Origin of the sequence: Pseudaminobacter soli (ex Li et al. 2025) (genome assembly GCF_029892515.1) — a bacterium.
GTDB lineage: Bacteria > Pseudomonadota > Alphaproteobacteria > Rhizobiales > Rhizobiaceae > Pseudaminobacter > Pseudaminobacter soli_A.
The window spans coordinates 19,051-45,564 of sequence record NZ_JARXVF010000009.1 but is presented as its reverse complement, the minus strand read 5'-3'; the positions used below and the strand labels follow the sequence as shown (position 1 = coordinate 45,564).

Genomic DNA, 26,514 nt, shown 5'->3' with positions numbered 1-26,514 from the left:
CAAGCTTAAATGCAGTGGCCCCTTCGCGTCCGGATGCATTGATCTATTACGCCAGGTGGAACGTGAGTGGCTTCGTTTCCTGTCTGATGATCTGACCCTTGGCTTCGAGGTTCAATTGCGCGGCCTTCTGCCACCAACCCGCCTTTGCCCCGCCAGGAAACAAATCCTTCGGCAACAAAGGGAGTAACTGTTTTTTCGCTTCAGCGGCCGTGATCCCCGGCGCTTTTGAGGGCAGCACAGATAGCAGGGCATCTTGCATAGCGAGATATTTGGCCTTGTCGACTTTCGTGACCCGACCCGGTGACATGACATTCTCGATTTCGATCCTCTCGGCTTCAGACATTTTCCAATCTGCCTTGCAGGAATTCGATCTTCGGGTTGCGAAAGCCCATACGCGCCCAGGCTGTCATCAGCCGCAAGATAAACATGGTGGATTGCCGGTTCTGAATCGGCGCATTCTCAATTGCGCGCCTGTCTTCAAGTCTGTCGCGGCAAATTGTGATCCAATGGCCTTTCGTGAAATCGAGAAACATGAACGTGTTGCAGCAGACTGCGACGGCCCTTCTCGTTGGCGAACTCTCTTTCAGGCGATGCTCACGAAGATTTTCCCGCCCACTGGTGCAGCGAACACGGTTTTTGGGGAACAATACGTAGGGAACGCCGTCGCTTTCGTCGACAATCGGCGCTGCTCCGGGAAGCCTTTCGAAGATGTGCGCCGCGTCCTGGCAGCTCGAGCAGTGGCAAACGGTCGACAAGATCGGGTGTGCGTCAACCTCCAATATGACCTGACCGCATAGGCACCGCGCTTTGGAAACCATGTCAGACACATCAACGCTCCATTTTGCAATCCATTAATTAGACTGGACCGTCCAGTTTGATCTGTCAAGCTGGAGTGATATGCTCCTGAGGATCATTCAAGGAGGGCAAATGTCGAACGGAGCTGCCACCCGCGTACGTAGAAGCCGGGAGAAGATTCTCGCGGCAGCCGAAGACATCTTTTTGAGGCTCGGGTTTCTCGGCTCAAACATGGATATGATTGCGGAACGTGGAGGCGTTTCCAAGCAGACCGTCTATGCTCATTTCAAATCCAAGGAAGCTCTCTTCATTGAGGTCGTGAGGGCCATGACTGCCGGTGCGGCGAACAAGATTGGCAAGGACGTTGAAGAGGTCTTCGACGGTCGGTTGGTGGGGGAATATTTGTTGGACGTTGCGATCGCCCATCTTGCGATTGTGCTGACCCCAAGGCTCATGCGGCTCCGCCGGATGGTTATCGGCGAAGTCGAAAGGTTCCCCGAACTCGGGCGATCCCTTTACCTTAACGGACCGTTACGATCGATCAAACAGTTCACGCGGGCGCTCGAACACTATGCGAGCATAGGCCAAATCGAGACGGCTGAGCCTGAAGCGGCCGCGACCTACTTCAACTGGCTCGTCATGGGTGGACCAACGAGCGCCGCCATGTTGCTCGGCGACAAGGGAATACCCGACAAGGCGCAACTGCGTGCGCATGCGCAAGAAGCCGTGCGAATATTCCTTTGCGCCTACGCGACGGCTAATAGACTGAAAGCTCACGATTCTTGAACGACAAACGGAGCGCGTCACGGCCAAGCTACCAGCGGCCACTACGGTCCCGGGCGGGTAGAACAGGGCGTTCCGGCAGGTTGGCGATGAGGCTGGCGAGAAGTGACGCCAGCCTTGCTTGAGGCGGTGACTGCGAACGCTGGTTGGCTATTGAACCAGCGCCAAGAATCGGCCTGCCGTCATCGTCCGCCCGCCAAGCTGCGCCTTGCAATCGGACTGGATGGCCGAACTTCCGGTCATCTCGATGGTGTCACCGACCAGGCGAAGGCAGTCGGAAGAACCGGAGGCGGAGTTTCCGGCGAAGAAGATGTGGGCGTTCGGTGCGTAGACGAAGCCGCTGAGCTTAGATGCCGAGCCACCGTTGATCTTCAATTCCTGGGTATTGTCCCGTCCCTGAAAGATGGTGATGCCAGCGTAGGGTCCGGAAGTCGGAGGGGACAGGTTAACCGTCTGGTTTGCGTTGACGGTCATGCCCGAACTGCCCAGGAGGAAGATGGTGACACCTTGCCCGGTCAAGCTTCCACTGCCGGTGAGCTTTATCGAGGTGTCCCGGAGGACGTAGGTCCCCGCCGCAAGTGTGATGGTCCCATCAAATTTCTCGCCGCAATAAACGCCCGGCGAGAGGTTCTTTGTTCCTCCTCCGGTCGGAAAGTTCTTACCACTGCATCCATCAGTCGGTGGGTTAACGTTGCGCAATGGATCAAGCGAAGCTATCTGTCGTTCAAGCGGTGTGCCGCAGGCTAGTTTGGCATATGAGCCGGATAGTCCCGAGGTTTGGCCGACGGCCAGGGCACATTCCGCTTTCAACGAGGCAGAGCCGCCACGTGAAATTGAATCCGCTGCTTTCGAGTTTGACGCAACTACGCATCCGTTGAGCGAAACGTCAGTATTTCCCTGAAGCTTTATGGCAGCCGAGGCGTTTGAGTTTAGTGCCAACATGCAAGCCGGCATACCCCCCATCACGCGGGCGCTGGCGGATCGGGTAACCCTCCAGTCGGGGAAGCCGCGCAGGAAGCTGGGGCTGACGATCTTCGACGACACATTGACTGTGTCTTGCGTCGGATCGACCTCGACCTTGAAGTTAGACAGAGCACCGCTTGCCTGCAGATCTGCGTCTTGGGCATTTTCCCCGAAAAAATTGGCGGCAAGAATATCCTTGCCCTGCTGATTCATATCAGCGGCAGCCATGTCAGGAGAGTAATTTGAGGCGATGGCCAAAGCGGTCGCATCAAGAGAATTCTGCAGTTTCGATGCCTTGGCGTATGTATTGGCTACATCAAGTGCGCCACCTACCACCGCCAAAACGGGAACAGATGTGATCGCTAGCATTACGGCGAAGTTGCCGTCCTGTGAATTCCAGAAACGCCTGAGCATGCGATGCCCTTCCTCGCTAGAATACAGCGTGCATTGGACCACAGATGCATTCAATTTGAATTGTCGAAACGCTTAAAATTAGACGTATTGAAGATAATAATTCACTCTCTCGATTGGAGGAGGCTGTACAATTGGCGTGAACCATCATGGAAGTGAGGCACTGATAATCACCGAGGCCGGACTGAACTGGCTGCAAGGCCATTGGGGCTGACGAAGACCCGCGAAGCAGCCAGTCCCAAGGGGCGTCGGGTAGGGCAGAGATCGACCGAGCCGAAAGCATTGGCGGCGGCTATAGTCCTTTCGCATTGCAACTCAAATCGTCGTGCATCGCGGAAAGATGGTGTCCGCACCTGTCCGCACACGAGGCCAACGGCAGTAAATCCAACATTGTGTTGAATTCGGCCACGACCGTCTTCAGCCGGTCACGATTGATGGATTTGCCCTGCTTTACGGTCTGTGAGAACATCACGGCCGCTCTGATGGGGGATGTTGGTGGGCGAGCTATTTCGCTTCAAACCGCAACGAAGGCGAGTGCCGTGGTGGCGTTCACTTCTTAGGGCTCGCCTTCCAATTGTTTTAACGATGCTGGCGGCTGCGTCCGGTGCCTACGTTCTTGCGGACGAGAAATGGACACTTCCGCGCGTCCATACCTATGGCTCATCCGTGGCAAGCCAATCAGTAATCCGCGAGGCAGGATGCAACATCAAGGGGAACATCAATGACCGCGGCGAGCGGATCTATCACATGCCAGGCCAGGCATATTACGCGGCAACTCGCATAAACGCCGCACGCGGGGAACGCTGGTTCTGCTCGCAGTGGGAGGCGTGGCTGGCTGGTTGGCGGAAGTCAAAGGTGTAGCGTCACCCTCGGGTGGCAGGCCACCCCAAAGAAAAAGCCCCAGCTTTTCGCGGCGCCAAGAGTCACTGCAGGAGTGCAGCCGATGTAGGTGATACAGGCACCTACTCGGAAATTGCGGCAAGGCTGGCGGCTGCATCGATCATCGGTTGCTGGCTCGCTTCAATGAACCCGGCTCCTGGTCTGTCGAGGTCGAGGATTACGACTAGGACGCAACAGACCAACAGGCCCATGACATAAACCGGAATCCGAGAGCGCCGGACTTTAACCCCGGTTGCGTAACCGGCGAACCCACTCGCGACGACGGCGATGCCGAACAGCGTCAGTTGAACTACGTTCGGTACGCGACTGCGTTGCGCGCTCAGTCGCCTTGCCTGATCGTCGATCGTCTCATTGAGGGCCAGGATGAACAGGCCTGTAGGCACCATGCCGGTATCGGACGCGGCTATCGCCATTGCCTGTTGCCAGAGTTTCTCCTGAATCGCGTTCGATCTATCGATCGCCGCCGCCCATTCGGCTTGCGTCAGTTGACGCTGGGTCACGTCGAGCCGGATTTTCACGTAGTCCTTCAACAGTCCCAATACCTCCTTACGATGTGGTTCGGGCAACAGGCGAGCACGCAGCGCCGTCGTGCTGATTGCGTTGGCTTCGGCCAAAACGGCAGTGCGTCGAGCGTCAAAGCGCGTGAGCGCCAAGGCAAATGTAAAGCCGAACATCAACGCCAGCAGACCGATCATTGCCCCTTCCAGAGTGGGCACGTTGTCATCACCCCGATCACCGACGCGTGCACCAAGCCAATGGCCAAATTCGATTGCCGCCAAAATTGCGGCGAAACCGGCCAGAAAGATCGTTGGAAGCGAATAGTTTGACAGATCGAACATGAGACAAGCCCTGTTAGAATTCCTCATCCCGCTCCGTCGGCAGATACGCTAGGGCGAAGCCATGGGCTCGAGAAGCAGCGATCAATCCTCCAAGGCGTGCCGCTTGGGATCGTGAAATTTCAAGGTAAGCTGTCATTGTCGGGCGGCGCGCGGGCCATAGGGACGACGCCAGTTTGCCCCGAATTTGAAGGTCCAGCACCTGCTGAGGAACGGGCGATTCGTTGCGGGCGTCCGGTCCATCCAAGAGCCGTCGACAGCGACACGATGGATCGGCGCTTCCCCCATATAGTTCTGTTCCGATCCCATACGGCACGGACTGCCCGGATTCCAAATCAAGCCGGGACCTGGCGCATTACTTCGGGGTTCCTCAGTGATCGGCGTTGCCACGGTATTGGTCATCGCAAACAGTGTCCCCACTTTTGTCAGGACAAAGACTGATCCTGGTGAGTTCTAGAGCGGGCACTCGAAGCGTCAATGTTGGCTCTAATGAAGCCAAATGGTCCTTAGCGGTTTTCTTATGGTTGCAGCCAAACGAGAGCGAGATATTCTCGCTCCACACATCCGCGCCTGATAGTGCGATGGCAGCCCTGATTAAGTTGAGTTTCGGCAGCAACGCCCGGTTATGGCGGACTTGGCCGATGCCTCATCAGGCAGGAAGCGTTAAACGTAAGACGCTCGGTTGGGTCAACTCACGCCATCGCGCGAGCAATGCCGCGAACGCCCCAAAGGAACAATGTCGCCGGACCCGAGTGTCGTGTACGGGGCGCGCAAGAATGTGTGGAGGTTAATCGCGCCAATAGCCTGCATCGGCAACGTATTCATGGTGCCGGTATCGGCGGAGATCAGCTGCGCGCACCGAAGCGCCACCGCCGCCAAAGCGCGAGGCCCCGGCACAGCACCGCATTTCTTTGCCTCGATCGGAGCCCAAAGACGTCCGGCGCGGAGTCGGTACAATTTGAGACATTTGTCTAGACGCGGCGCGCCCGATATCGGATGGTGAACCTGTCGGCGGCGGAGTTGAGGGCGCTGTCGATGTTCAGCCGGGGAATTCCGCTAAGCAGGGGAGGTCACCGCATGTCTTCCGGCAGTCATCAGCAGTATCTTTCGCCAAGCGATATCGAGATGATCGAACGCGTTCTCCAGGCTGGCCTGCGCAAGCCGTCGGCCAGCCCCGCGCTGAGTTGCGAAGCGGCCAAGCTTCTGATCCGCAAGTTTCAGGAGGGGGTGACCGACGAAGCCGACCTGACCCTGGTACTGGATCGTCATTTCTGGGTGGTGAGCAACGCCACACCTAGATAAGGGGCTCGCCGTTACGCGCGAAGAACGCACCGTCTTAGGCGCGGGTCGGGCAGCACCCCATCATCATACGGCAATCGGTCGAGTTTGTGATCCAGAAAAACCTCTGCCTTTCGGAAAGCTTGGTTCAGATTGCCCGTATTGCAGCGCTGCCGCGTCGCACACCTCTGAGCCCCTCACTCGGCCCAATACGTGTCCGGTTGCACGGCTCGCAACTTCTGGGAAACGCGCTAGACGGCAAAGTCCATTTGACGGTTCTGTCGTCGGGATGCCAGGGGCACGCGAGCTTTTCCAGGCACACGTGTCGAGCGGAGCAGGCGCTAACAAGCGAAATAAAAGAACAAAGATATTGTCGAAAACAATTTCTCAGTTAATCTTGTTTTGTGGCTCTAAACCGGCCGTCACCAGAAGCATTGAGAGGCAAGGCAATTTGTAATGCATGGAGGAATTCCATGTATCGAGACGGCTATAACAATATTCTCCTGCGCAGCATGAGCCAGAACGAGCTTCGACTTCTTGAAGGTCACATGGAGCGCGTCAAGCTTCCTTTTCGCATGAACCTAGAGCGTCGCGGGCGGCCGATTGAGTTCATCTATTTCCTGGAGGCGGGAATCGCCACAATCGTGGCCAGAATGCCAAAAGGGCGCGATGTGGAGGTCGGCCTGATCGGCTATGAAGGCATGACTGGAGCTGCCGCTGTGCTCGGGGACGAGTGCGCGGCGCATGAATGTTTCATGCAGATGGCTGGAGAGGGGCTTCAGGTGCCCGTCGCCGCCCTGACGTTGGCGGTCTCGCGGAGCACCCAGTTGCGCAATCTTCTCCTCCGTTACGCCCAGAGCCTCTACATTCAAGCCACTTACTGCGCACTCTCGAATGTCCGCTCCAAGTTCGAGGAGCGCTTGGCGCGCATGCTGCTCAGATGCCACGACCGGGTCAAAGGCGACACGCTCGTGCTCACACATGAGGTTCTGGCGGTCATGCTGGGGGTGCAGCGTCCGGGAGTAACGCTCGGACTTCACATCCTTGAAGGGGAGAGCCTGATCCGCGCCAGCCGCGGCGAGATCATTATTCGCAACCGTGAGGGCCTGATCCAGCGGACGAACGGCAGCTACGGTGTTCCCGTGGCCGAATATCGACGACTGATTGGCACAGATGCCTGCCCACGTGGAAAGACAACGTTCTACATCGATCCAATCGCACGCTGAGTATCGTCAGCAACGCCATCCCTTGCCAGCCGCGTGTTGCTTGCGGGCTGCGCGAGCATGGGTCGCGACCCTATCTGCTCGGATGTCTGGACGACCGCCTCGCTGTGCGCTTCCATGATGTCTTGATCAATCAGACCGAATTGAACTGTGAAGGGGAGACGGTGCGGTAGAAGCCATCGCGGCGCTCACGACCACGTGCGAAGGCAGAACAGTGATGCGGTGTGCCATAAAGCAAAAGTGCTCTCATGCAGGACCGGGTTCAAGTGGGACGCTGGTGGGTCGGCTGCGGCCTTTATGCGCTAGGCCGTGTGGCATCAGGCGCTTTGGGCAAGCGCAGATGCGGGCGAAATTTCCCACGCCGTCTGGAAGTCAAACCGACGGTTCCGCATGACCAATCACGCGGCCTACGTTCGGATGGAGCGCACGAACAGTCCGCTCCAATTGGTCAACGGCAGTGTGCGCCTCCGTGACGGACATGCGAGGTGGAAGGCGACAATGGAAATTGACGATCAGGCCGATGCTGGTATTGCGGATACGGACGTTGTGAACGTCATCGACGACGCCACCCTGCTTTGCCGCTTGGATCAGAGATTGCTCTATGAGGCGTCGATCTTCGCTGGATGCCTCGCCGCCATCCAGCCATTCGGCCGCCTTGGGCTCGATGTGCGTGTCAATCTCCGTGTCGCCCCCGAGCTCCGCGCGAATGGCAGTCTCCAGATCACTGGCAACCGCATGCGCTTCATCGACACTTAGATCGGCATCCACTTCGATATCGAGGCTGATCGACAGCCGCCCATCCATCCGCTGAACCGTCAGCCTATGAATTGCCGCGCCTTGGTTGGCCGCAATCACACGAACCTGGGTCTCGATGCTCTCGTCGTCATCGGCCCTGGCTATCGTTTCCACGGTCACTTCGGCGTTTGGCAGTTGCCCATGCACAGCCAGAACGACCTGCGACTTGACGTCTGCCACATGATCAAGCGGCAGCGCCCGGCTGACCGCGATTAAAAGATCGACGAAAGGTGTCGCCCCTGCCAAGCGCACTCGTGTCCGCTCCACAGCCATGACGTGCGGCACCCCGGTCACCGCGGCTGTTACGGCCGCACTCGCACCCTCCGGCGCGGCATCAACGAGTGACGCAAAGGCCTGGCGGCCGAGTTTGAGCGCTGCCACGACAATAAACCCTGCCACTATCAAGGCGGCCATCGCGTCTGCTGACCAATAGCCGAGTGTCACGAACACCATGCCCACCAGCACCACACAGGAGGCCAACATGTCCGAGAGAAAATGCAGGGCATCTGCCGCGAGCGCCGGACTGCCTGTCGCTTTGGCGACCCGCCGTAAAGCCCGCACCCGCCAGAGGTCGACGACAATGGACACCACCAGGACGGCGATGGCGACCGGGGCTGCCTCGATCTGATGCGGCTCGCTGAACAGGCGCCTGAGGGCCACATAGGCAATCCAGCCCGCAGCCCCCAGAAGCAGGACAACCTCAAAGAGGGCGGCCACGCTCTCCACCTTGCCGTAGCCGTAATGATGCGCGTCATCCGCCGGCTTGCCACTGACGCGAACGGCCCACCAGGTGACCAGGGTGGCAACGAAGTCGGACGAGGAATGAACACCTTCCGAGATCAAGCCGATGCTGCCCGTCATGAAGCCGATGGCGAACTTCCCAATGGCGAGCGAGGCGCTCGATAGCATCGAGATCAGCGCAACGCGCTCTTTGTCTTTTTGCATGGCGGTTCTTGGCTCCGGGAAGGCGCTGGCGCGAAGCCAATCGCCAGAGGCTGATGGACCTCGGTCTTGCAGAGCCAGTCAAAGACTGTCCGAGCGCGCCACGCGGCAGCCGCGAGCATGTTGACGCGCTCCCGCTTGCGGGCGGTTGCTACTCCCCGATGCGGCTCCAATAGCGCAGGATGGGTAATAAGTCAAATATATCAATAGCTTGCTATTGAGATCTGTTTGCAACTGTCGATCCACCGGGGCGATGCCAAGTGGCCGAACTGGAGCCATTCCACGGCTTGCAGGGCGGTCGGCACGTTCCGAAAGGCTGTCATGAGCCAGTGTCGCCGACGCGCTGCTGATCCTGCTCGACGCGGTTGTTGAGATATTGGCGTTGCCGGATGCTGATTGGCTTCAGCGATCGTCGCGATCGATCTCGCAGCCGGCTATCGCCATCGCAGGCAATGATTGCTTCTCGGTCCGTCTGACTGACGTCGATGATAATATGATCGGGTTGGCCGCGACGCTGCAAAGCCTTACGCAGAAAGCTTTGGCAGCCCATAGGTCGTGGCGCTTTCTCGCACCTGCACCGTCTGGGTCCTGCCGTCTGCCTTCTGTGCGGTTGCGAGGAGGGGATGCGTGCGGCATTGAATTGGTGGCCGCGGGGTCACTCGCCTTCGGTCCGACCTCGATGGTCGCGGTCATGTCAATGACGATGCCCACGGTTGGCGGAATGTCGTCGCGGTGCCCGCGCACCGGCACCGTCAGGATCCTGCCGTCCCCCTTCTGTGGCGTTGGAAGGAGGGGATGCGTGCGGGATTGGATTGGTGGCCGCGGGCTCACTTACCTTCGGCTCGACCTCGATGGTCGCGGTCATGCCGATGACAAGGCGCACATCTGGCGGAATGTCATCGATATGCACGCGCACCGGTACCCGCTGGGCCAAGCGCACCCAGGTGAAGACCGGGTTGACCGTGGCAAGCCCGCTTTTTCCCGGGGTGACATTCGATACAACTATGCCGTGTGCTACGCTGTCGACGTGGCCCCGCAACATCTGCTTGTATCCGAGCAGCCAGATCTTGGCCGGATCGCCGTCCCGGATGAGCGGAATTGCCGTTTCCTCAAAATAGCCATCCACCCAGAAAGAATCCGCATCGACGATCGAGAGCGCTGTCTGGCCCGTGGTGGCGTAGTCCCCCTGGCGGACCAGCAGATTGGTGACCCATCCGTTCACCGGCGAGCGAATTTCCGTTCGTGCCAGATTGAGCTTTGCCCGGTCAAGGTTGGCGCGCACCTGTTCGATGGTTGCCGATGCCATGTTGGCGCTGGCCACGTATGTCTGCTTTTCCTCGGTCGTCGTCGCCAGGCTGCTCAATTTGAGCCGACGCGCGGCCTCCGCTTTCTTGTTGTCAAAATCGGCCTGCGCTTGATCAACCGCCGCCTTGCCCAGTTCGACGGCCAACTGATAGTCGCTCGGATCGATCTTCATCAGCAGGTCACCCTTCCGGACCAACTGGTTATCCTTCACGGCAAGCTCGGTGATACGGCCCGACACTTCCGGCGCCAGCGTGACGACATAGGCTCTGACCGTTCCGTCCCGTGTCCATGGGCTTTCCATGTAGTTCTGCGACAGAAGCCAAACGGCTGCCGCCGCCACTCCTGCGACGGTCAGCGTTGCGAGTATAGGCAGCAACCGGAGCCGACGCCGCAACGACCGGCGGTCGTCGGAAGCGGTCGCCGGTGCTTCGGGGCGCAGTGGCGGCTCAGCAGGCTGTTCCGGAGGAGTTGAGGTGTCTTTCAACATGCTTTGCGCCTCAAGCGTATATCTTTAGACTGCCCAAGATCAGCACCGCGGCCGTCAGCAAAATGAGGAACATCGAGAATTCGAAAAGAGCGGGATGCCAGATGCGCCGCATTAATCCGAGTTCGGTCATGATCACCCGCAACGCGACCGTGATGGCGGCGGCGAGCGCCATTAGCGGCACCAGCGGTGATATCAGAACGCCGAACACGTCGATTTCCACGAAACTCACGACGATCGACCCTCATAATATTCCCGCTGGCGATCGACGGCCTCGAGAATCGCAAGCAGCGCCGCTTGAACGCGCATCCGTCCGGGAGCACCGGGCTGCGTATCGGGAATGGCCGCCAGCTCCTCGTCGACCCTTTTGATGTCGGCGCGCAGTTTCGCCAGATCACCCGTGGCAACGGACATCTGCACGTCCGACAGTTCGACACCGATGCGGCCATGCCGCGACAGTCGTTGCAGCCGGATGAGCTGCAGTCCCACCGAGAGCGTCGAGACGAGATAGGAGCGCAGAACCGGCTCGGCATCACCCGGCATGGCAGTCAACCGCGTGTAGACGCGGCGCTGCCATTGGCTGAGCGTCCAATTGCGGCGGCCCATCGCAAGGCGCCGCAGGTCGCGGATGGTCAAATCACAGAGCCGCTGCGATCGGAGGCGCGAGGAAACGGGCGGTATGAGCACCAGCGCCAGTACGCCGAAACCGCAGCCACCCAGCAATCCAAGCGTGTTGTTGAGATAGGCGAGCGTATCGTAAGAGGTCTGGTTTGTCGGCGCTAGCAGCGGGATGAAGTTCACTGTGGCCGACATGAAAAAGGGCGCCAGGGCCGGTACGATCGACAGGGCAGCGAGAGGCGCGAGGCCGAGCGAGATGGCAGCAGCGAGGCCAGGGAATGTTTCCAGGCCGGGCAGCACCGAGAACTTGATGATCGCGACCACAACGGCGGCGATCACCATGCCGATCGCCTGGCCCAACGCCGCTCTGCTGGACTGCTCCTGCATCGGCGAAAAGACCATGATCGTTATCGCCGCAAAGGTTACCGCCTGAAGCCCGTTGGGCCACTCGGTGATGACCCAGAAGAGAACCGCGGTCCCGACGCCCAGGAAGACGCGAAACGCATTGACCAGGGCGGGGAGGTAGTCGGCGACGAAGAAGCCAGAAGGCCGCCGGTTCCGCGCCCGAGCGGGATCGTTCAGAAGCGTCAGACCATTGCCGGCGGCCGCGAGGCCGGATGCCGCATCGGCGGCGCCGCGTGCGGTCAGGTATACTGAAAGGTCGCCCGCCCCCAGGCGTAGAAGGTTGCGGACGACTGAGGCACTGCGGTCGGCGCGGAGGTCCGTTTGCTTTTGCGTCCCCGTTCGCAAGCTGGGCGGCAATTGATCCAGCACGATGCGCGCGCTCCGACGCGCCTCGGCTTCAGGCAAGCTGCGCAGATGCGTTTCGACGATCCGCACCCCCGACAGCGCCTCGAACAAACCGTTCAGCGCTGCACGCAAAATAGATCTCCGCTGCAGCAGTTCCGGCGCCTCACCGACGGCCTGTTCGATGATTGGGTCGAGCGCCGCCGTCCGTCGGACCAGGGCGCGTCTGATCTTCACTCCGTCGCCGTGCCGGGAACCGGCCACAGCCAGGACCTCGACAAGATGGCCGGCCGTTTCCGCAATTAGCTGCGAGAGCATAGCGGCCAGACGCCGGGGCGCATCACCCGGGTTCGTCAGCGCAACGACCAGAGTTCCGGCCGCGATGCCGATGCTGATCTCGGAGGCTCGATTTAGCGCGATTTCGAGCACCTGGCCGGGCGCGGCGATGGATGTCCCGGCGATGATGATCAGTGTGTAGCCAGCCAGCATGGCGGCGTAGGCGGCGTAGTTGCGCAGCAGTGTCGACAGGAAGGAGCAGGCCGACACCCACAGCAGCATGGCAAACAAAAACCCGCTCCGTTGCTGCGGGAAAATTGCCGTCAAGGCTACAGCGACAATCGCGCCTACGGCCGTGCCGATCATGCGGAACAAACCTTTTCGCAGCGTCGAGCCGAGTATGGGCTGGCAGACGATGGCGGCGGACGTCCCGGCCCAATACGGCGTCTCGAGCTCGAGGTGAAATGCTACGTAAAGTGCGAGCAAAACTGCCACAGACAGACGAACTGCCTGCAGCGATGCAGGAACGATCCCTACAACCAGGCTAGCGAAACGGTCATGTGTGCGTCCGGCGGGGGCCACAATGAGCATGGGATACTCCAGGCCGCGGTGCAGGGAACTTTTGAAGCCCTGACTTCCCACACATACTCATCCCCGCGCCCACTGCTGTCCAGCAACAAATTAGCGACGCGCATTATGCCTGGGGTCGACGATATTACGCCAAGGGCGGCTTCCTGCACGGGCTTGAGGATCGCGTGATCGATTGCCTCGTGGAGTCCATCGCTGCTGCGCCGACGCTGGATTCGGAACTCTATTGTCTTCAGCTCGGCGGTGCGATCACCGATGTCGGGGAGGACGCTACCGCTTACTCCGGGCGGAGCGCTTCTTTCTACTGGATTGCGGAGCCGGTCTGGGATGACCCCGCTGATGACGCCCGTTGCCTGGCTTGGGGGCGTTCGGCTGGCCAGGCGTTGGCGGCGATGTCGCAGGCCGGAAACTATGTCAACGAACAGGGGGACGTCGGCAAGGATGTAGCCTACAGCGCCTATGGCGCGGCGAAATATGAACGTCTAGCCGCACTCAAGGCGCGCCTCGATCCATCCAACCTGTTCCGGTTGAACCAGAATATCGAACCGAAGCCGGATATATAAAGGCCTCTACGCGGCACGGCGTTCCATCGCGACACCCTTCTCCCGTAGACCCCATATGTGAGCCCCTGTTGCTGTTGCCGTTTCCGACGTTGCCATTACCAGCCGCGGCAAGGGCAGTCATGGCGACAAGTGCCGTCGCTGCGATGAGGAGCTTTTTCATGACGGATTCCCTTCAGCTTGCCGCGAAACCAACCGTAAGGCACGGTCTTGATATTTCGATGGACAGGGGTGTCCCCGGATTGCAATAGAGCGCGAATGATTCATAAAAACCTTGCTCTAGCTCTCGGTGGCGGTGGAGCCGCCGGAAATGCGTGGCAGATCGGCATCATCGCAGGTCTGGCCGAAGCCGGTCTCGATATGACGGAGGCCGCCGATCTGGTGATCGGCACCTCGGCCGGTGCCACCGCTGCGGCGCATGTGCGCAGCGGCATACCGCCGGCCGAACTGCTGGCCGCGGTGCTGTCTCCGCCGGTTCAACCGGTCGGACAGAATCGGGAACGGCGGCCGTCCCCGCTCCCGTCACTGCCGATGGACACGCTGTTCGAGCGGATGAGGGCCATCGGCGCCGCTGCCACCTCGGCAGCCGATCTGCAACGTGCGATGGGCGCGTTCGGGTTGGAGAGCGACGCCACACTCGGACCCGCGGCAGCTGAACAACGGCGCGCGTTGGTCGCCGCCAGGTTGCCTCGCCCTGAATGGCCGGAGAGGCCAATGATCGTGGTGGCCGTCAACGCGCATACCGGCCAGATGGCTACGTTCGATCGCGACTCCGGCGTCGACCTGGTGGACGCGGTCACCGCGAGCACCGCGCTGCCTGGTCTGTTGCCCACGCACAACATCAACGGTACTCGCTACATCAACGGTGGCGTGCGCTCCCCCGAAAACGCCGACCTCGCTTCGGGCTATGCGAACGTCGTCGTGCTCTCACCGTTCGGCGGACGGACCGGGCCGCTACCGGAAGGCCAGTTCGAGGGCCTGCGCAGACTACCGGGCGCGGACCTGGACAGCCAGGTCGAGGCCTTGCGCAACCAGGGCAGCCGTGTCGAGGTGATCACGCCGGACGCCGATTCCCGAGTCGCAATGGGCACGAACCAGATGGATCTGGCGACCCGCATCCCCGCCGCCCGTGCCGGTTTCGCCCAAGGCAAGCGGGAAGCGACCCGCTTGACGTTCCTCTGACGACTGCACGCCGACGCCCAGTGCTACACCCCCCACACCCCAACATCAGGTGTGGGGGTGTTTACGCCGGGTCCCTATCAGAAGAGTCGAGCTTGCTAAATCTCCCCATAGCGGACCGACAGCTACCGGCGGTTTGTGGGAAGACCGCTTCTGACCCGGAATTGGGATGAGCTGACGTTGAACGCCGTATGGCGGTAGGTTTCCGCATCAGCCACAGCACTCAATGTTCTCGAATTGGCTGGCGAAGGATCGTTTTCAGCTTTGCCGGCTCGGTTTTCCGCGGATCGCTCAAGTAGATTTCGTGATGCGCGCCGTTGAAGGTAACGCCCAGAGTGGGCATCACCTCCTCGTGGAGGCGCTTCAGCGTCGGACCTTCATCATCATAACTGCCGATATGCAAGGTCTGTAGCGAACGGCCTTCGTCATATGATTCAAAGCGCAGCGATGACGGACGGTCGCCCCGCTTTGCGGTGGTCTTTGCGACCCCTTTTTCAAACATGGCGTCGGTTACGAAGTCGGGCGCCATTATCATCACCGTCCAGCGCCACCGGTCCTTTTCCCGGCGGACAAAGGTCGCGGGATCGTCCGCCCACCAGAGCGCTTCAAGTGGAGGCACCACGTAGTCACGATTTAGCGCTTCTTTGGCTGCGAACTTCATCGCATAGCTAATCCCATACAGCCATTCGACCGCTGTCTTGTATTCATCCGCAGTGTTGGGGTCGCCCGCCCCATCGACCTTCACAAACGGCATCGCCGGAACCAGGACCTCGGCGAAGTTATCCTTTGGCGGATTAAATAACTTCCGATGTGCCTGCTTCAGATCGAACTTCGTCATTGTCCCTGGCTCCCAGCGTTAAATGGCAGTCTACAATTGAATGTCCGCAATGACGAAAATCCCGCATCAGAACCGAAAAGGGTAGTCGCGTTCGGGCGTACAGACTGTATGGCCCTTTTCATCAGCCAGGCTTCCTTTCGGCGACCGATCGCTTCACTGCCAGCACGACGATGACGGCGGCGACTGCATTCGACACGGCGCTTGCGGCGATCGAGACAAAATAGCTGTGGCTGATGTCGTAGATGAACCCGACGCTGCTCGGCCCGATCAGCGTGCCTATGGCGACGCTGGTATATAGGACGCCAATGATGCCGCCGACGCTTCTCGAACCGAAAAGGTCGGCGACGACCGCCGGCAGGACCGCGACCCAACCTCCATAAAACAGGCCGAAGCTCAGGGCGAATATCACCAGCAGCAAGGGCGTTGCGCTGAGCGCCCAAATGACAAGGGAACCCGCCATGCCAAGATACATGGCGACAAGAAATCGTTCGCGCCCCATCTTGTCGGCAACACCGCCAAGAAAGAAGCGGCCAATTGTGCTGCCGATACCGATCGCACCCATGAGCCAGACGGCGGCCGTCGAGGACATGCCAAGATCGACTGCGAAGGGCACGAGATGGACGAACGGCACGAAGACGCCGAGCGACCCGATCAGGCAGGCCATATAGAGTTCGGCAAATCGTCGAGTCCGCACTGCCTGGCGCACAGAAAGCCCCGCGCGTGTGACAGACGGACCGGCTGTTTCGGGTGAGATTCCGTCAGGATGAAGCCCACGGCAGGCCGGGTCGTCATTGATAAGGAGTGCGGCGACGGAACCGACGACGATCGCCAAAACGCCAAGGGTCGAATAGGCTCCTCTCCATCCGAGGTTGGCGACCAGCGCGGTCGCCAGCGGAGGCATGGCAAGAGTTCCCACGCCGATTCCGCTCACCGCGAGTCCTGATGCGAGCCCGCGCCGTTGAACAAACCAGCGTTGCACGGCTCCTAGCGCCGGCACATAGGCGAATCCGATCCCGATGCCGATCCCCAGACCATAGGCGAGATAGACTCCGACCAATGTTTCCGCGCGCCCGGCAAAGATCAGCCCCATCCCAACGAAAATCATGCCGATCACCGCGAGCCAGCGCGCACCCCATCGATCAGCCAGCGGCCCCGACACTGCGCCAAGCGAGAAATACAAAAACCCCGCGAGGGAGAAAACCAGCGACACCTCACCACGCGAAGCGCCGAACGTTTTCTCAAACGCGTCCACGAAGGAGCCAAATGTGTAGGCGCTTCCGAAGCCGACGAAGGTTATGACAAAGGCAGCGGCAACCACGAACCAGCCGTAAAAAATCCTTGATGATGGCCTTTGCGCGGTCACGAGCGTCCTCCGTTGGCCTGGGAGTGCGGCATCTGCGTGCCGCGAAACAGCGCGATGGTTCGGCCCGTTTCTTCGCCGCGGACTTCCGTATCCCAGACTTGCGTGGTGCGCCCGGCGTGAGCGAACTGCGCCTTGCAACTCACGACGCCGTTTCTGGCCGTGCCGATGAAGTTGGCCTTCAGCGTGCTCATCATTGCGCTCCTCCCCCTTGGGGCTCGATCACGCGATCGCTAAGGTTTGGGTGACGACGATGCCAAGTTGTTGCGGCTTGAAACGCCGAGCCGAGGCAGAGAAGCGCGCTTTCGTTAAATTCGGCGGCGATCAACTGCAGGCCGATCGGCATGCCGTCCGCCGAAGCCCCTCCCGGAAATGAGAGCGTCGGATGCCCACTCATGTTGAAGGGGCACGTGTAACGTTGCAGCTTGGCGATTAGTTCTGGCTGCTCGCCAAGCGTCGCGATCTTCGTCAACGTGAGCGGGGCAAAAGGGTGAACGGGAGTAAGTACGGCGTCGACTGATGATAATAGGGCTTCCACCCGCCCCCGGAACGCCGCCCGGCGAAGCAATATCTCCTGATAGTCAATCCCCGAGACAGCCATTCCGGCCTCGATGACCGATGACAAAATGGGGCCGTACTGCTCCTTGTGGGCGGCATAGACGGCTTGATGCACGACAGCCGCTTCAACAGCGCAGTTCGGCGTCCAATCATCAACGATCTGGCGAACGTCCGGGAACGAAATGTCAACGATCTCGACGCCCAAGCCTAAGAATGCCGCACGCGCTTCGGCCAGTGCGACTTGGGTTCCAGCGTCAACGGCTTCGGTATTCCAGCGCTGGTCGATGCCGATACGCATACCACGCACGTCGGCAATCAAGTCGGCCATATAGTCGGGGACCGGACGAGAGCTTGTCGTCGGATCATCGACGTCGTGTCCGGCTATTACTTTGAAGATCGCCGCAACGTCAGCGACGCTCCGGGCAATCGGGCCAATGTGGTCCAGCGACGGCGCAAGGTCGAATGTTCCATTACGGCTGACGCGTCCCCAGGTCGGTTTGAGGCCGGTTACGCCATTGGCCGCCGAAGGCCATCGGATGGACCCGCCGGTGTCTGAGGCGATCGAGCCGAAACATAGGCCGGCCGCGGTTGCGACCGCCGACCCGCTGGAGGAGATACCCGTCCAATATTTGCCATTCCACGGGTTACTCACCGGCGATATTGATGGGTGGTAGTCGGAATATGCTCCCTCGGTGAGCTGGGTTTTGCCGATCAGCACCGCGCCCGCGTCGGCGAGCTTCCGGACGACTGTGGCATCGCGCGTGGAGACGAAATCTCGATGAACGGCAGTGCCGGCTGCAGTGGCGACGCCCTTGATCCAGCATAGGTCCTTTACGGCTATGGGAACGCCATGGAGCGGCCCCCGGTGCAATCCTTCCTCGATCTCCCGATCGGCCGTCTCCGCTTGGCGGAGTGCCTGGTCGTCCAAGACTCGCACATATGCCTTCAATTCGCCATCTATGCGCTGAATGCGTGCCAGAAGTGCCGCGGTGACTTCTCTCGAGGTAATGGCGCGGCGGGCGATGAGCCCTCCAATCTCCGTAAGCTCACGGAACTCCACATCGAAAGACATCCGTCCTGGGTCCTTTCTTCAATCGCGCGGCCCGAGCAACGCGTTCGTCATGATTTAGATTTTTTGCCTTCGGTGCCAGCTTGATGGCCACATTGACGGCTTCAACTTGCAAGGAATATGATGCCATTCGATCGCCTACGCAAACCAGAATAGATGAATCCTATAAGATAGATTATCTTACTCATGCCAAGCCGATTACCCCCGCTAAACGCGCTCAAAGCGTTCGAGGCCGCCGCCCGCCACCTGTCGGTCAAGCTCGCTGCGGAGGAATTGTGCGTCACGCCAGGAGCGGTGAGCCAGATGATCAGGGTTCTCGAGGAAAATTTGGGTGTGAAGCTCTTTGAGCGAGTAACGCGGGGGATCTTTCTGACTGACGCAGGACGCGACTATCTGCCTTCGATACGCAATGCATTCCGCCAGATCGCGGACGCATCCGAGCGGATCGCGGGCCAAGTGGAATCTGGACTGCTCACCGTTAGCGCTACGCCTTTCTTCGCGTCGGCATGGCTGGTTCCTCGATTGTCATCCTTTCGAGAGGCGCTGCCAGACATTGATCTTCAGATCGTCACTAGCAATGCGCTCGTCGATTTTTCTCGCTCGGAAGTGGACGTTGCGATCCGACATGGGATGGGCCGCTATCCTGGACTCCGCAGCGATCGTGTGGTCACGGTCGAGATGATAGCGGTGGCTACGCCTAATCTGATTGAGCGATTAGGATTTCCGGATCGACCATCAGACCTGGCGCGCTGGCCGCAGGTTCACGATTCCGAGCGAAAGGGCTGGAGCCTTTGGTTTGAAACGCACAACGCGTCTGAGTGGACGGAAGTGCGTGGCCCATCCTTCGATGATAGCGGGCTCTTGCTAAAGGCGGTCCTTGCCGGTCAAGGCGCAGGACTTCTACCGGCGGCCTTGGTTCAAGACGATCTGCGCGATGGGCGTTTGGTCCAATTGTTTCCATCTGCAAACATGGAGGAGTTCGCATACTATCTGGTCTGCCCGAACAACAAGCAATCGCAGCCCAAGATTGCAGCGTTCCGAGATTGGATATTGAACGATCAGCGAAACTGAGCCGAGCAGACTCTTTCATAGATCGTTTTCAACCAGTCATCGCTGCCGAGAAAGCATATACGGGCGCGCAACAGTGCTGCGGCTAACGATCAATGACTTCGGAACGAGTTTCGGGGCCGCCGTCTCGAACTGACCAAAGGCGGCGGCCCCGACCTGCAGGCAACTTAGTTGCCGTTGCAGAGCCAGATGCGGCTTCAAGCCTTCGCGCGCAGCCTGCCCGTCGGCGTCGCGGTCGCCGAGGACTCGAGCGCCAACGAATCGTGTTCAGCTACGACCAGTTCCGCCATCTCTCGTGCACCAGCGACGGCGAGCATGTGAGTATCACCAGTGGCGCTGACCTCGGCTATCGCCTGGATGGCAGCACCTACGAGACCAAGGAACCGGCTACTGGCTCCTGCCGGCCAGACCAGCAGAGATTACCGCGACGCGCTCGATTTCCGGCCTCGGAAGACCAGCGACTGACACAAAGTCCTCGGAAGCCCTGGGCAGAAAACTCGGCTTTCAAAGGCTCCAAAGGTCTCCTTCGGGGGCATGGTCGTGCCATTCGTGTTCCGCGGCATGGACGGCCGCTAATCTCGCGAGCACGACGTCCGGCATGGTTACCCGATGTCTGCTTCCGAGCTGCGCCAAAGTTCACCTCAGCGGCCCAGAACGACATTGGTTCTATCCGGTTCAGTGCCTCTCCATCATTCCGGGCCCGGCAGGCTGCGATCGACGTCGTCAACCGAGCTTGCCAGGGACTGCCGCCTCGCGAACCGCAGGATCACGCCCAGCGCCGCCGCGACCGGTATCGCCAACAGCAAGCCGATGAAGCCGAACAGCCATCCAAAAGCGAACAGCGCAAACATCATCCAGACTGGGTTGAGTTTGACGCGACTACCGATAATCCGCGGCGACAGCACATAATCGGCAAGCATTTCTCCGACGATGAAGATGCTCCCCACAAGAGCGACGGGGACCCAGTTCGGCCAGAACTGGGTCAGCGCAACGCACACGGCCACGAAGAAGCCGGTGGCGGCTCCGAGATAGGGAACAAAACTGACGAGGCCCGCGGTGATACCTATCAAGATGGCATGGTTGAGCCCAATCATCTTGAGAGCTGTTGCATAAAGCACGGCGAGAACGAGACAAATAACGGCCTGCCCCCGCACAAAGCCGGCAACCGTCTCGTGGATTTCCCGCGCAAGTGCCCGAACATGGTCGCGGTGTGCCGGGGGAAACCAGCCATCGACGGTCGCAATCATTCGTTGCCAATCAATTGCCAGATAAATGGCGATGATCGGCGTGACGACGAGCAGTGACAGAAGGTGGATCAAAGCCAATCCGCCAGACCATGCCGAGCGAAGGAAGCCGTCGAGCCAAGCGCTGCCCATCGCGCCCGCGACATTGGCGGAGGATGGCTCGATATGAACATCACCTACGATACGATGCAGCCAGGGGTGACTAGCATCGGTCATGAGCGACTGGAGCCGTGCGACGTAGCGGGGAAACTGCTCGATAAAGAATCTGAGTTCGCCAATGATGACCGGGAGTATCACCAAGACAAAGGCGACAAAACCCGCAACCAGCGGCAGGAAGACGAGGAGAGCGGCAAAGGCACGATTTATCCCTAAGCGTTCCAATCTGTCGACCGCCGGAACGAGCAGATAGGCGAGCATTGCGCCGACGACGAACGGCAAGAGGATTTGGTGCAACAGCACCAACGCAACCAAAGCGACAGCAGAGATTGCAATCCAGAACGTGGCTGGTTGCGAAAATCTCATCGAGTTTCTCCGCAGCGTTCGAACATTGTCCTCGGTGCCAAATCCGGAAAGTCATGCTGAGGATTTCGATGACCCGGTGCTATCGAAGCCCAATTTCCTGGTCCAGAAACCGCGATTGCACGTCCTCGTTCAATTTTCTATCAAGCTGGCGAACGCGATCTCGCCATCGGTAATGTAATGGTTGATCTTTCCGGTCTGCAAACGTGAACCAGATTGGTGCAACGTAACATCCCCGATCACGCGTCTTGCTCTCAGCTCGCCGATTATGTGATCGCGCTCGGCGTTCGTATCTGAAGCGGTAGCGTGAGTAACTTGGAACGTCAGCCAGGTGAGAGAAAAACCCGTATCCTTGGTCCCCGCCCCGACCCATAGCACGCGCTGGTCGGCCGAAGGCTTGTCAGTATTCAACCAGAAGCTCGTTGTGCTCACATCGTCCTCGGAGTGGTCGAGGCTTCGCGCCCAGAAACGGATGTGATGGCGCTTACGCGGGCTATTATCGATGGGCTCTTGGAAACCTATGTCCTGCCGTCGCCCAAAGAGATAGAGGGGGCTGAAAGGAGCGGTGGGATACGGAGAGTTGAGCACAAATGCTCGTATCATTCGCCATGAACTCGCCAGCCCCAAACGGTCGGCCGTGGACCAGTCCGCCGTCGCAAACGCATCGCAAAGTTGCTGGCGCGTTCCGACGAGGACAAGATTTACAGGGTCACCGGGCAGACCATCGCCGGTGATCGTGTACTGAGGGATAGCTCCACGATGAAGTATCTTGAGGCCCATTCGGACCACGTTTGGCAAAATGACATAGGCGGCCAAGCCGTATGTAAGGCTCACCGCCAGGAGCCATGGAAGCCTGTGGTCCGCGGTATCGAAAACGACGAAGACGATCAGCCAAACGCTAAGCACGCCCAAACAGAGAACCAGAAATCGCTGGAAAAGGCGCGTCAGCAATCTCAAAATACTTTCTCCCGTTTAGCGCCGGAAAGCTCTTTGCCATGCTACGAAGCGGTTACCGTTGAGGAGGACTATCATCTGAGCACACGAAAGCGGGCGAACCTCACGCGTCGTCCACCTCACCGGTCAGCCATGCCGATGTCGGCCATGCGGGCACCTACTCGGAAATTGCGGCAAGGCTGGCGGCTGCATCGATCATCGGTTGCTGGCTCGCTTCAATGAACCCGGCACCTGGTCTGTCGAGGTCGAGGATCACGATGATGACGCAAGTGACCAACAGGCCCATGACATAAACCGGTATCCGGGAGCGCCGGACTTTAACCCCGGTTGCGTAACCCGCGAACCCGCTCGCGACGACGGCGATGCCGAAAAGCGTCAGTTGAACGATGTTCGGTACGCGACTGCGTTGCGCTATCAGCCGCCTTGCTTGATCGTCGATCGTCTCATTCAGGGCCAGGATGAACAGGCCCGTAGGCACCATGCCGGTATCGGACGCGGCCATCGCCATTGCCTGTTGCCAGAGTTTTTCTTGAATCGCATTCGACTTATCGATCGCCGCCGCCCATTCGGCTTGCGTCAGTTGATGCTGGGTGACGTCGAGCCGAATTTTCACGTAGTTCTGCAGCAGTCCCAACACCTCGTTCCGATGCGGTTCGGGTAACAGGCGCGCGCGCAGCGCGGTGGTACTGATTGCGTTGGCTTCGGCCAACACGGCAGTGCGTCGAGCGTCAAAGCGCGTGAGCGCCAAGGCAAAGGTAAAGCCGAACATCAAGGCCAGCAGACCGATCATGGCCCCTTCCAGTGTGGGCACGTTGTCATCGCCCCGATCACCGACGCGCGCACCGAGCCAGTGGCCAAATTCGATTGCCGCCAGAATTACAGCGAAACCGGCCAGAAAGATCGCTGGAAGCGAATAGTTCGACAGATCGAGCACGAGACAACTCCTGTTAGAATTCCTCATCCCGCTCCGTTGACAGATCAGCTTGGGCAAAGCCATGAGCCCGAGGAGCGCGATCAATCCTGCAAGGCGCGCCGCTTGGAACCGTGAATTTCCCAGGTAGACCGCCGTCGCCGGTCATCCGCCCTGAGCGCCATGCTCCTCCCCCCGCATGCGGGGGGAGGAGCGGGGTGGCAAAACGGCTGCCCATCCAGCTAGTCGCTCGGGTGGTTCGCCAAGGCCTTCTTGACCTGATCGAGGATGCCGCTGAGATTGTAGCTCTCGGGGGCTTGCAGCGGCGGGAACTTCTCGTAGGTCTCGAGGTGGTGCAGCCACAACTGCTGGCCGATCGGCAACATGTTCCAATCGTACTGGAACGCGGTCGCCGGAGCGCCCAATGCGCCGCCAAGGCTCATGGCCGTCTTCTGATCGATGCCGACCGCCTGCTCGAACGGGTCGCGCTTGATGTTCTGCACCAAGGTGAAGTGGAACGGGATGAGCGGCAGAATCCAGCCCTGCGGCCCTGGTTGCGCCATGGTGTAGTACATCTTCCAGTTCTTGTAGCGCACCGCCGACGGCGTCGCCCCCGAATAATAGAAGAAGAAGTCACGCGCCGATTTCGCGGTCTTGCCTTCGAGCATATCGGTCTGGTCGAAGCCATCGAGTGTCGTCTTGACGATGCCGGGATACTGCCCGGCCTCGATCTGCTGCTTCAACCCATCACCTTTCGGTCCGCCGGCGATGTCGACCAGCGTCGGCAGCCAGTCGAGGGCCGCAAACAACTGGTTGTTGATCGTGCCTGGTTTGATGACGCCCGGCCAGCGGACCACCAATGGCGCGCGATAACCGCCCTCCCAAGCCTCGCCCTTCTGGCCCTTGAACGGGGTCACACCGCCATCCGGGAAGCTGATGGCCTCTGCGCCGTTATCGGTGGTGAAGACCACGATGGTGTTGTCGAGTTGGCCCATATCCTCCAGCTTCTTGAGGACGACGCCGACATTGTCGTCGAGCTGCTTCATGCCGGCTTCGTTGACGCCCCAATCTTTGCCGCCGCGCTCGCCGACCATGGCTTCGTATTTCGGTGACAGCACGGTCACGACATGCATACGGGCCGGGTTGTACCAGACGAAGAAGGGCTTGTTGGTCTTCTTCGGGTCGTTGCGGTCGAGGAAGTCGACAACCTTGTCCGAGATTTCCTCGTCCACCGTCTTGGAGCGCTCGAGCGTCAGCGGCCCCTCATCGGAGCACATCTGGTTTTGCTCCGTGCCGTTGGCGGATTTGCACGCCAGCACGTTGCGCGGCGGAGTGAGGCAGGTCGTTGTCTTGGCGTCGACTGCGCCTGGCACCTCGGCGATGCCGGGGATCGGCGTGTTGCGGCAAGGCGGCGCGACGGTCTGGGTGTTTGGATTCTTGTTGATGTCAGGGAAGCTCACCTGCTGCATGGCATCGAGATGATAGAGATAGCCCCAATATTCCTGGAAACCGTGTGCCGTTGGCAGCGATGCGGTGTGATCGCCCAGATGGTTCTTGCCGAATTCGCCGGTAGTGTAGCCAAGGTCGAGCAGGAACTTGGCGAGCGCCGGCGTGCCGGGCTGCAGATAGGATGGGCTGCCAGGCAGTTGTGGGGGGATCATGCCCGTGCGCAGCGGATACATGCCTGTGAAGAAGGCGTTGCGACCGGAGGTGCAGCTCTGCATGGCCACATAGTCGGTGAACATCGCACCTTCCTTACCGATGCGGTCGATGTTCGGCGTTTCGCCAACCATTACGCCGCGATGGTAGATGCTCGGCTGCATCCAGCCGATGTCGTCGCCCATGATGAACATGATGTTCGGTCGCTGTGGCGGCTGTGCCGGTTGCGGCGGCTGTTGCTGCGCTTGGGCGAAAGACGCGGCGGCCATCGCGGCCGAGAACAAGGCCGTGCCTCCGATCAACGCGGCTCTTGTCCACATCCGCCTGAGGCGAAACCTACCATCTCTAGTTTCTGAGAATGCACGATCATCATTCATGGAGTGCTCCTCTTTCTAATGATGCAGCGGAATCCAACGTGGCTCATGGAAGTGTCGACAGGCTGCGGGTGACGCGCCGCCGGCCGGTAGCGACGGCAATAGTTCGGCGCGCACAGATGCGAACCGCCCTTCACCACCCGTCGGGGAATCTTCGCCCCAGGTTGGCAGGCGTCGTAACTTTGCTCCTCCCGCCCGCCGCGCGGGTTCTGTGGAACGCAGCACGCCTTCGCCGCATCGGCTGGGTGCTTCGGCATGTACCAGTCGCTCGTCCATTCCCAGACATTGCCGATCATGTCGTAGAGCCCGTAATCGTTCGGGGGGAACGACATGACGGGCGACGTGCGCTCGAAGCCGTCCTGCGCGAGATTCTGCGAAGGGAACTGGCCCTGCCAGGTGTTGGCCATATGTCGGCCGTTCGGGGTCAATTCGTCGCCCCAGGCGAACTCTGCCTGGTCGAGCCCGCCGCGCGCCGCGTATTCCCACTCCGCTTCGGTCGGCAGGTCTTTGTTGGCCCAGCGCGCATAAGCCTCTGCGTCGAGGCAGGCGACATGTACCACCGGGTGATCGTCCAACCCCTTGATTGAGGAGCCCGGACCATAAGGACGACGCCAGTTTGCCCCGAACTTGAAGGCCCACCACCTGCTGAAATCGGTGAGAGCGACTGGCTGATCCGGAGGAATGAACACAAGTGATCCAGCCTTGAGCATGTGCGGTAGGGCAAAAGGATAGTCCTTCGGGTCTGGATTTCTCTCCGCCACGGTAACGTGCCCGGTTGCACGGACGAAGGCGCGGAACTGGCGGTTCGTCACCGGCGTCCGGTCCATCCAAAAGCCGTCGACGGCGACCCGGTGGACCGGCGCTTCCTCGGGATAGTGCCGTTCCGATCCCATGCGGAACGTGCCGCCCGGAATCCAAATCATACCGCGACTTAGCGTATTACTTCTGGGTTCTTCACTTATCGGCGCTTCCAAAGTAGCTGTCATCGCAAGAAGTATCCCCACTTTTGCCAGGACGAAGACTGGTCTTGGGGAGTTCTAGAGCGCGAACTTGGAGCTTCAATGCTGCCAATAAAACTACCGTATATTCAATGGAGTTATTCTTTTGGCTATGGTCGAGCGCGCAAGCCCGCGTCTGAGCGAAGCCGGCATCAATTGGCTAGCTAATAATGTCAGGTCAGGGTCAGGCCACGACGATGCGCACGCCGACCTTAATGTCCGCAATCAAGGATGTGCGACCGGAAGCTGCCAGTCCATACCCGGCCCACAGCCACCATTC

At 59.7% G+C, this 26,514-nt stretch carries 23 protein-coding genes and 1 pseudogene; 6 read left to right on the top strand and 18 right to left on the bottom strand.

The window, feature by feature from the left end:
• Positions 1-46 precede the first annotated feature (46 nt).
• Together M2281_RS25535 and M2281_RS25530 are read right to left on the bottom strand one after the other, a co-directional pair.
• Entirely contained in the window at positions 47-343 is a 297-nt protein-coding gene (locus M2281_RS25535) for a DUF6958 family protein (protein WP_280824027.1), read from the bottom strand.
• Positions 336-827 (bottom strand): GFA family protein, encoded by a 492-nt coding sequence (locus M2281_RS25530; RefSeq protein WP_280824026.1) that lies wholly within the window; start codon positions 825-827, stop codon positions 336-338. Before M2281_RS25530 ends, M2281_RS25535 begins: the two co-directional genes overlap by 8 nt.
• A 100-nt stretch (positions 828-927) precedes the next feature.
• On the opposite strand from M2281_RS25530, the gene M2281_RS25525 reads away from it, so the two are divergent.
• The gene (locus M2281_RS25525) at positions 928-1,581 is read left to right on the top strand and encodes a TetR/AcrR family transcriptional regulator (RefSeq protein WP_280824025.1); all 654 of its coding nucleotides are present in this window, start codon (positions 928-930) and stop codon (positions 1,579-1,581) included.
• Between the two features lie 147 nt (positions 1,582-1,728).
• On the opposite strand, the gene M2281_RS25520 is transcribed toward M2281_RS25525, so the two are convergent.
• Together M2281_RS25520 and M2281_RS25510 are read right to left on the bottom strand one after the other, a co-directional pair.
• Positions 1,729-2,955: a TadE/TadG family type IV pilus assembly protein gene (locus M2281_RS25520; protein ID WP_280824024.1), complete on the bottom strand. Its 1,227-nt coding sequence runs from the start codon at positions 2,953-2,955 to the stop codon at positions 1,729-1,731.
• A gap of 959 nt (positions 2,956-3,914) precedes the next feature.
• On the bottom strand, positions 3,915-4,691 hold the full coding sequence (locus M2281_RS25510) for a hypothetical protein (protein ID WP_280824022.1): 777 nt from the start codon (positions 4,689-4,691) through the stop codon (positions 3,915-3,917).
• Between the two features lie 993 nt (positions 4,692-5,684).
• Between M2281_RS25510 and M2281_RS25505 the strand changes: the two genes are divergently transcribed.
• Complete coding sequence (locus tag M2281_RS25505) at positions 5,685-5,990, top strand: hypothetical protein (RefSeq protein ID WP_280824021.1); 306 nt, start codon at positions 5,685-5,687, stop codon at positions 5,988-5,990.
• Positions 5,991-6,439: 449 nt separating this feature from the next.
• Complete coding sequence (locus tag M2281_RS25500) at positions 6,440-7,192, top strand: Crp/Fnr family transcriptional regulator (RefSeq protein ID WP_280824020.1); 753 nt, start codon at positions 6,440-6,442, stop codon at positions 7,190-7,192.
• 369 nt (positions 7,193-7,561) lie between these two features.
• Here the strand turns inward: M2281_RS25500 and M2281_RS25495 are convergent, their stop codons facing one another.
• The 5 genes and pseudogenes from M2281_RS25495 to M2281_RS25475 all read right to left on the bottom strand — a co-directional run bounded on the left by M2281_RS25495 (position 7,562) and on the right by M2281_RS25475 (position 12,947).
• Positions 7,562-8,929, bottom strand: coding sequence for a cation-efflux pump (locus M2281_RS25495; RefSeq protein ID WP_280824019.1), 1,368 nt, complete (start codon positions 8,927-8,929; stop codon positions 7,562-7,564).
• 334 nt (positions 8,930-9,263) lie between these two features.
• A pseudogene (locus M2281_RS25490) lies at positions 9,264-9,461 on the bottom strand (IS6 family transposase); the annotation flags it as partial.
• A gap of 159 nt (positions 9,462-9,620) precedes the next feature.
• Positions 9,621-10,718, bottom strand: coding sequence for an HlyD family secretion protein (locus tag M2281_RS25485; protein WP_280824018.1), 1,098 nt, complete (start codon positions 10,716-10,718; stop codon positions 9,621-9,623).
• Positions 10,719-10,728: 10 nt separating this feature from the next.
• Positions 10,729-10,938, bottom strand: coding sequence for a DUF1656 domain-containing protein (locus M2281_RS25480; protein WP_280824017.1), 210 nt, complete (start codon positions 10,936-10,938; stop codon positions 10,729-10,731).
• A 5-nt stretch (positions 10,939-10,943) separates the two neighbouring features.
• Entirely contained in the window at positions 10,944-12,947 is a 2,004-nt protein-coding gene (locus tag M2281_RS25475) for an FUSC family protein (protein ID WP_280824016.1), read from the bottom strand.
• A gap of 164 nt (positions 12,948-13,111) precedes the next feature.
• Between M2281_RS25475 and M2281_RS25470 the strand changes: the two genes are divergently transcribed.
• Both M2281_RS25470 and M2281_RS25465 read left to right on the top strand, forming a co-directional pair.
• The gene (locus tag M2281_RS25470; protein ID WP_280824014.1) at positions 13,112-13,507 is read left to right on the top strand and encodes a BBE domain-containing protein; all 396 of its coding nucleotides are present in this window, start codon (positions 13,112-13,114) and stop codon (positions 13,505-13,507) included.
• A 255-nt stretch (positions 13,508-13,762) separates the two neighbouring features.
• Entirely contained in the window at positions 13,763-14,686 is a 924-nt protein-coding gene (locus M2281_RS25465; RefSeq protein ID WP_280824012.1) for a patatin-like phospholipase family protein, read from the top strand.
• Between the two features lie 220 nt (positions 14,687-14,906).
• On the opposite strand, the gene M2281_RS25460 is transcribed toward M2281_RS25465, so the two are convergent.
• From M2281_RS25460 to M2281_RS25445, 4 genes are all read right to left on the bottom strand, one after another.
• A complete protein-coding gene (locus M2281_RS25460) occupies positions 14,907-15,521 on the bottom strand; it encodes a GyrI-like domain-containing protein (RefSeq protein WP_280824011.1) in 615 nt (204 codons plus the stop codon).
• Between the two features lie 121 nt (positions 15,522-15,642).
• Positions 15,643-16,884, bottom strand: a complete 1,242-nt coding sequence (locus M2281_RS25455) for an MFS transporter (protein WP_280824010.1) — start codon at positions 16,882-16,884, stop codon at positions 15,643-15,645.
• Positions 16,881-17,078 (bottom strand): hotdog domain-containing protein, encoded by a 198-nt coding sequence (locus M2281_RS25450; protein WP_280824009.1) that lies wholly within the window; start codon positions 17,076-17,078, stop codon positions 16,881-16,883. The genes M2281_RS25455 and M2281_RS25450 overlap by 4 nt, the downstream gene beginning before the upstream one ends.
• Positions 17,075-18,511, bottom strand: a complete 1,437-nt coding sequence (locus M2281_RS25445; protein ID WP_280824008.1) for an amidase — start codon at positions 18,509-18,511, stop codon at positions 17,075-17,077. Before M2281_RS25445 ends, M2281_RS25450 begins: the two co-directional genes overlap by 4 nt.
• A 183-nt stretch (positions 18,512-18,694) precedes the next feature.
• Between M2281_RS25445 and gcvA the strand changes: the two genes are divergently transcribed.
• Positions 18,695-19,579, top strand: a complete 885-nt coding sequence (gcvA, locus tag M2281_RS25440) for a transcriptional regulator GcvA (protein ID WP_280824007.1) — start codon at positions 18,695-18,697, stop codon at positions 19,577-19,579.
• A gap of 686 nt (positions 19,580-20,265) precedes the next feature.
• Here the strand turns inward: gcvA and M2281_RS25435 are convergent.
• From M2281_RS25435 to M2281_RS25415, 5 genes are all read right to left on the bottom strand, one after another.
• Positions 20,266-21,342: an AI-2E family transporter gene (locus M2281_RS25435; protein WP_280824006.1), complete on the bottom strand. Its 1,077-nt coding sequence runs from the start codon at positions 21,340-21,342 to the stop codon at positions 20,266-20,268.
• Positions 21,343-21,471: 129 nt separating this feature from the next.
• Positions 21,472-22,296, bottom strand: a complete 825-nt coding sequence (locus tag M2281_RS25430; RefSeq protein ID WP_280824005.1) for an LssY C-terminal domain-containing protein — start codon at positions 22,294-22,296, stop codon at positions 21,472-21,474.
• 154 nt (positions 22,297-22,450) lie between these two features.
• Complete coding sequence (locus M2281_RS25425; RefSeq protein ID WP_280824004.1) at positions 22,451-23,227, bottom strand: hypothetical protein; 777 nt, start codon at positions 23,225-23,227, stop codon at positions 22,451-22,453.
• Between the two features lie 218 nt (positions 23,228-23,445).
• Positions 23,446-25,056, bottom strand: a complete 1,611-nt coding sequence (locus tag M2281_RS25420; RefSeq protein WP_425537806.1) for an arylsulfatase — start codon at positions 25,054-25,056, stop codon at positions 23,446-23,448.
• 179 nt (positions 25,057-25,235) lie between these two features.
• Positions 25,236-26,222: a formylglycine-generating enzyme family protein gene (locus M2281_RS25415; protein WP_280824003.1), complete on the bottom strand. Its 987-nt coding sequence runs from the start codon at positions 26,220-26,222 to the stop codon at positions 25,236-25,238.
• Between the last annotated feature and the right edge of the window lie 292 nt (positions 26,223-26,514).

Excerpts from the sequence above, each read along its gene's own strand:
- M2281_RS25510 (WP_280824022.1), bottom strand. The coding sequence starts at position 4,691 with ATGTTCGATCTGTCAAACTATTCGCTTCCAACGATCTTTCTGGCCGGT.
- gcvA (WP_280824007.1), top strand. The coding sequence starts at position 18,695 with ATGCCAAGCCGATTACCCCCGCTAAACGCGCTCAAAGCGTTCGAGGCC.
- M2281_RS25485 (WP_280824018.1), bottom strand. The coding sequence starts at position 10,718 with ATGTTGAAAGACACCTCAACTCCTCCGGAACAGCCTGCTGAGCCGCCA.
- M2281_RS25465 (WP_280824012.1), top strand. The coding sequence starts at position 13,763 with ATGATTCATAAAAACCTTGCTCTAGCTCTCGGTGGCGGTGGAGCCGCC.
- M2281_RS25505 (WP_280824021.1), top strand. The coding sequence starts at position 5,685 with ATGGTGAACCTGTCGGCGGCGGAGTTGAGGGCGCTGTCGATGTTCAGC.
- M2281_RS25520 (WP_280824024.1), bottom strand. The coding sequence starts at position 2,955 with ATGCTCAGGCGTTTCTGGAATTCACAGGACGGCAACTTCGCCGTAATG.
- M2281_RS25445 (WP_280824008.1), bottom strand. The coding sequence starts at position 18,511 with ATGTCTTTCGATGTGGAGTTCCGTGAGCTTACGGAGATTGGAGGGCTC.
- M2281_RS25460 (WP_280824011.1), bottom strand. The coding sequence starts at position 15,521 with ATGACGAAGTTCGATCTGAAGCAGGCACATCGGAAGTTATTTAATCCG.
- M2281_RS25500 (WP_280824020.1), top strand. The coding sequence starts at position 6,440 with ATGTATCGAGACGGCTATAACAATATTCTCCTGCGCAGCATGAGCCAG.
- M2281_RS25435 (WP_280824006.1), bottom strand. The coding sequence starts at position 21,342 with ATGAGATTTTCGCAACCAGCCACGTTCTGGATTGCAATCTCTGCTGTC.
- M2281_RS25525 (WP_280824025.1), top strand. The coding sequence starts at position 928 with ATGTCGAACGGAGCTGCCACCCGCGTACGTAGAAGCCGGGAGAAGATT.
- M2281_RS25415 (WP_280824003.1), bottom strand. The coding sequence starts at position 26,222 with ATGACAGCTACTTTGGAAGCGCCGATAAGTGAAGAACCCAGAAGTAAT.
- M2281_RS25535 (WP_280824027.1), bottom strand. The coding sequence starts at position 343 with ATGTCTGAAGCCGAGAGGATCGAAATCGAGAATGTCATGTCACCGGGT.
- M2281_RS25420 (WP_425537806.1), bottom strand. The coding sequence starts at position 25,056 with ATGTTCATCATGGGCGACGACATCGGCTGGATGCAGCCGAGCATCTAC.
- M2281_RS25450 (WP_280824009.1), bottom strand. The coding sequence starts at position 17,078 with ATGATGAGCACGCTGAAGGCCAACTTCATCGGCACGGCCAGAAACGGC.
- M2281_RS25475 (WP_280824016.1), bottom strand. The coding sequence starts at position 12,947 with ATGCTCATTGTGGCCCCCGCCGGACGCACACATGACCGTTTCGCTAGC.
- M2281_RS25495 (WP_280824019.1), bottom strand. The coding sequence starts at position 8,929 with ATGCAAAAAGACAAAGAGCGCGTTGCGCTGATCTCGATGCTATCGAGC.